General features: G+C 48.6%; 4 protein-coding genes. 1 reads left to right on the plus strand and 3 read right to left on the minus strand.

Annotated features, from left to right (window positions below):
• Nucleotides 1-1154: hypothetical protein (locus WBV75_RS09860; protein ID WP_424120450.1), on the plus strand; the 1154-nt coding region annotated here is incomplete at its 5' end.
• An 11-nt stretch (nt 1155-1165) separates the two neighbouring features.
• On the opposite strand, the gene WBV75_RS09865 is transcribed toward WBV75_RS09860, so the two are convergent.
• The 3 genes from WBV75_RS09865 to WBV75_RS09875 all read right to left on the minus strand — a co-directional run.
• A complete protein-coding gene (locus tag WBV75_RS09865) occupies nt 1166-1807 on the minus strand; it encodes a sterol desaturase family protein (RefSeq protein WP_424120451.1) in 642 nt (213 codons plus the stop codon).
• 98 nt (nt 1808-1905) lie between these two features.
• Nucleotides 1906-2385 carry a regulatory protein RecX gene (locus WBV75_RS09870; RefSeq protein ID WP_424120452.1) on the minus strand — a complete coding sequence of 160 codons (480 nt, stop codon included), beginning with the start codon at nt 2383-2385 and terminating at the stop codon, nt 1906-1908.
• Nucleotide 2386: 1 nt separating this feature from the next.
• On the minus strand, nt 2387-4361 hold a 1975-nt coding region (locus tag WBV75_RS09875), incomplete at its 5' end, for a glycogen debranching protein (protein WP_424120453.1).

Consider the following 4361-nt stretch of genomic DNA (forward strand, 5'->3'; position numbering starts at 1 on the left):
TCTCTCTGGTTTCCAATTCTGAAGAAAAAGAATTCATCGAATTTCCAACTCGGCTTTACAGGGATAACCCTACCTGGATACGCCCTATGGATGCGGATATTCGGGCCGTTTTTGATCCGGAGAAAAACAAGGCTTTTTCACAGGGTACATGTTCGAGATGGCTCTTAAAGCACGAAGGGAAAACAGTGGGGCGGATCGCCGCCTTTATCACTTATCCTTCAAACCCAGATACGGAGAATGAACCTTCAGCCGGGATTGGTTTTTTTGAGTGTATCCAGGATCAGGACGCAGCTGACACCCTTTTTAATACCGCTCGTGACTGGTTACAAGAACAGGGGGCGACCTATATGGATGGCCCGGTTAATTTCGGCAGAAGGGATAAATGGTGGGGTTTGCTTACCAAGGGATTTGAGGTAGAGCCCAATTACCAGTGCAATTACAACTTTCCATATTACGCGGAACTTTTCGAGAATTATGGTTTTAAAACCTATTTTCAACAGTATACCTTTTTAAGGAATGTCTTTGATCCGGTGAGCAAACGTCTCGCTTATAAAGCCGATCTGGTGGCGGCGGATCCAGCCTATACCTTTGAGCATCTGAAGCTTTCACAATTTGAGAAATACGCCTCTGACATTATAGAAGTGTATAACAAAGCCTGGGTGAAACACGATGGCGTTCAGGCCCTTTCCATGGAACAGGGCCGGGCAATTATGAGCCAGCTGAAGCCCATTCTGGACGAGAAAGTCATCTGGATTGCCTATTACAAGGAGAAGCCTGTAGCTATTTTTGTTTGTATACCTGAAGTCAATCAGCTGCTAAAACACGTCAATGGTAAGTTAGACCTTCTCGGGAAACTTAAGTTTTTCTGGTTTAAGAAGACTCGCCACACCAAAAAATTACTGGGTATGGTCTTCGGAGTAGTGCCAGAACATCAGGGCAAGGGAGTTGACGGTGCCATCATTAAGGTGATGTCCGATGTGTTGCGAAAAGACAGGGACTACGATTTCATGGAAATGAATGGAATAGGAGACTTTAACCCCAAAATGATCCTCGTTATGAGGCAGGTAGGCGGTGCAATCTGTAAGGTGCACAGTACTTATCGATACTTATTCGACCGCACTATCCCTTTTGAGCGGATGAAATCTATCCGGTAAGGGCGAAAGAATCAGCCCTCGGTTCCTTTGGGCGGCATGGTGCCAAAGATGCGGTCCCACAGCGTATTTGAAACCCCAAAAGCCTTATCTGGATATCTGTAATGATGCAAACTGTGATGCATCCAAAGCTTTTTAAACCTTTTTGGGGGTCGCATAACGTGGGTTGCCCGGTGTACAAAGGAATAGAGCAGGTATCCGGTAAAAAAGCCGGGGAAGAATCCAAAGGTCAATTTTGGTGCGCCAAAAATCCAGAAGGCCACGTAAAATAAACCAAAGAGGATGGAAGCCATGATAATTCCGGGAACAGGTGGCATCAACAGGCGCTCCTTGTCCCTTGGATACTGGTGATGCGATCCGTGCATGATAAAGTGGAACCGCTGGGACCATTTGGCTTCGGTCACCCAGTGAAACACATAGCGATGCAGCATATATTCCGCAAAGGTCCAAAAGAATAATCCCAATGTAAACAATCCTGCTACAACCCAGGAATCCAGACCGATTTTAACAATGGCCAGGGCAATCAACCCAATAATCACAGATCCGTATACAATGACGTTTTGCAGGGGATTGGTTTTTGTCAGACTTTCAAGAAACGGGTTCTTAAAGATTTGTGCCTGTCCATGCTGGAAATCTGTGGTCACTTTGGGTTTCATAACACTCCTAACTTTAAGAGTGTAAAGTTAGTAAAAAACCCGAAAAATATGAAATATGGCAAGGGCCTATTTGGAATAGGCCAGGAGTATAAAGTCTTTCAGGACAGGGAGTCCAGGTATTGGTAAATCCGTTCAGTTTCCCAACCCCGGTACATGAAATAATCCACAAACTTCTTTTTCCTTCGCAGGGATTTGCCCTCACTTTTTAAAGCGTCCCAACGTTTTTGAGCCATGGATTCAAAACGTTCCCGGTAGGCGTCATCAGAAATCCCGGAAAGGGCTTCGCGGATGAGGAAATCTGAAATATCCCGTTGCCTTAATTCCCGGCGTAGGCGTAATTTGCCCCATCCTTTTTGCCGGAATTTACCATTGACAAAGGCCGTGGCAAAGCGCGATTCATTCAGGAAATTCTCCTCGATCAACCTAACTACAATGGTGTCAATAGCCTCGGGGATCATCCGCATTTCCCGAAGCTTTTCCACCACTTCCCGATGGCAGCGCTCCCTATAGGCACAGTAGTGTTCCATTCGGGCGAGTGCCTCGTCCAGGGTGTAGGTTTTATCGTGCCAGGGCTTCATCCTAATGCGTTTTGTAGCGAACTTCCAGGGCACCTCCGCGGCCCACAATCTCAATATACGTTTCTCGTTGTTCTTGTATGAGCACGGTACCGCTTATCACTTCCAATTCCTGTTGTCGAGCCTTTTCCAATATCAAACGGACGGTCCAATCCTCTTGGGTTTGGAGGATCTTCAAATGGGTTGAACCGGTTGCTTCGACCGCGTAATAGACTGAAATCTCATTATCGGCAACCTGTACGTTTTCCAGCTGTGCCTGGTCCCACACGACGGGCATTCGAGGATGTACGGTTACTTCCTTTTGGGCGGCCTGGGGTTGTATGCCGAAAAACTGTCCGATAATGGGAACTGCGAAACTATAAATGTTCCAGGCCTGTGCGATCATACCGTAATCCGGTGAAACTTCATACATACTTCCCGGAAGGGCATAACTGAAACTACGGCTCATCCGTTTGAGGTAGTCCAAAGCCCGATCCGGATGCCCGTAATTGTTTTCCGCTATAGCCTGAACCCCTGTCGGCAAGGTCATCACGGCGCCTGTATAGGAGAATACTTTACTGCCTTGAAAGGATCCTTCATCTGTACCGGCAGTGTTATCCCTGTCTATACCTGTGACGAATACACCAAAAGGGTTCACAAATTTGCGGGCTGTTTCCAGGGCAGCTTCCGCTTTCTCAGGGTCTGCTATGCCCATTTCCATGGGGGTGTTCACTACCCAATTGTGATGCAAAACAAAGGGTTTCAGCTCCGGGCCGGATGAGCGCTGCAGGATGGTTTTCCGGGTCTGTTCCAGTTCTTTTACCGCCCATGGTTTATCGAGGGTATCCGCACGGATAATGGCATCGTCGATAAGGTGAAGGGCCTGAGCGTCCGTACCCATAAAGTCGGCATAGGACTGAAATTCGTCTGACCAGAATTCGCGGTTGATTGCAGTTTTGAGGGCAGTAGCCTTTTGCTGGTATTCAGCAGCCAGACCCTCTTCGCCAAGGGTGGAAGCAATGTGGCTGGCATCGGCAAAGGCCGCCTGGGTATAGGTAGCGACATCGATCATTTCGCTGTCCAGGCCGTGGATCTCCATCATCCCAAAGCCATCAGGAAAACTATTGTTGTTTCCATCATTTTCGGCCATGAGCCATTGGAGCCCTTTTTGAATGGTCGGAAAATATTTTTTGAGGAATTCCCTATCTCCGTTCCACTGATAGATGCGCCAGATAAGGGTGGCAAACTGCGGGGTTTCATTGATGTTACCCGGGTTGAAGACCACGCCATTGGTAGACATTTCGTGGATGATTTTACCATTGCCATTCACCGCCTCAGAGACACTGTCCAGCAGTTTAATCGTCTGGTGGACGATATCATCCTGACCGATGGCCATGTAGCCCTGCAGGGCGTATTCACTATCAACACCAAACCACCAGGGGTAATCCGGGATCCCAGCTGTAATGCCCCGACCGATCTCCGGAACCTCCTGAATGAGCCAGTCCGAGTTGTATTTTAACCATTCAAAGGTTTCATTCAGGACGGAATCCGGTGTTCTAAGTCTGGACCTGGCCGCGATCTGCTGATACCTAACGTATTTCTCCACAAACAATTCCGTGGAGTGCAGGTTCAGGTCTGTATAGGTAGACCGCGCCTCGGATTCTGAGGTATACGATCCGGCAATCACAATATTTATCACCTGCGTACTTCCCGATGGGATGTTGAGGGCGTACCTGAGTATTCCTGCAGCGCCCTGCCCGGCGTACGGATTCGCAACCTCCTCCTGAGAGGCCACCGGTAGTCCACCCCCGAAGATCACATGCCAGGGGTTGCCCGTATCTGTCATGCCCCAGGTCTGGGAATCCGGGGCATAAACTGCCTGATCCGGATGGTCGAGCATCCCGCTGCGCTCCCCCAGCCAGGTCGGGCGTAAATCGGAGAACCCTGTAAACTCAAAAGTGAGGTTACGGTCTGCAGCACGGGTATTCTCAATGGTGTAT

It is taken from the genome of Robiginitalea sp. (assembly GCF_049588695.1).
GTDB lineage: Bacteria > Bacteroidota > Bacteroidia > Flavobacteriales > Flavobacteriaceae > Robiginitalea.

What these genes read in the sequence shown, in the direction of transcription:
- WBV75_RS09865 (WP_424120451.1), bottom strand. Translation starts at nt 1,807, where the DNA reads ATGAAACCCAAAGTGACCACAGATTTCCAGCATGGACAGGCACAAATC.
- WBV75_RS09870 (WP_424120452.1), bottom strand. Translation starts at nt 2,385, where the DNA reads ATGAAGCCCTGGCACGATAAAACCTACACCCTGGACGAGGCACTCGCC.